Genomic DNA, 597 nt, shown 5'->3' on the forward strand with positions numbered 1-597 from the left:
TATCTCTCGTTCTATCTCTGCTAAAAAGGTTTCAACAGCTTGATTGATCTGTTCAATTTGTTGATCATCACGGAGAACACGCTTGACTTCCATGCGCAAGTGAAAGAATTCCCCCGTAAAACGTGGATCATAACTTACGAAATCACACCATTTTCGTCCTGTACAAGCCATTTGGAATTGCATTTGTGCGTGATATTCTGGTTTGATTTCATCACCTATACAAAAGCGCATATGTGTTACTGATCTCGGGCATTTGACTTCGATTAAACCGTCTTCTCCAATGAGACCATCGGGGCTAGCCCCCGCCATTTCTATTGTGGGGTGTTGGATAAAGCCGCACTTTGTTATATTGGCATCATGAATGAAGCCATATTCTCTCAAGGCATCATCTTCATGTTCGATACCCCATCTCATATCTTCAGTTTCATAATAAGGGCTTGTTTCGCCTGTTAAGCGCTCCGTTATGAGTTTGATTTTGTAGTCTTCATATTTGCTCGTAGGCAATCCTTTTGCTGTCTTACTGATAATGTTGTAAACATTAGATGCGGTGACTTTACCCAAGCGCGCTTGAAACCATTCTGCTGTTCTTTGTTCCAT

The 597-nt window shown here is 41.5% G+C and carries 1 protein-coding gene; it reads right to left on the minus strand.

Annotated elements, in window-relative coordinates:
• A partial coding sequence (locus ACFIL8_RS12330) for a lambda exonuclease family protein (RefSeq protein WP_375690057.1) occupies positions 1-597 on the minus strand: 597 nt, incomplete at its 3' end.

The organism is Bartonella sp. AP57NXGY, assembly GCF_042195805.1.
Lineage (GTDB): Bacteria > Pseudomonadota > Alphaproteobacteria > Rhizobiales > Rhizobiaceae > Bartonella.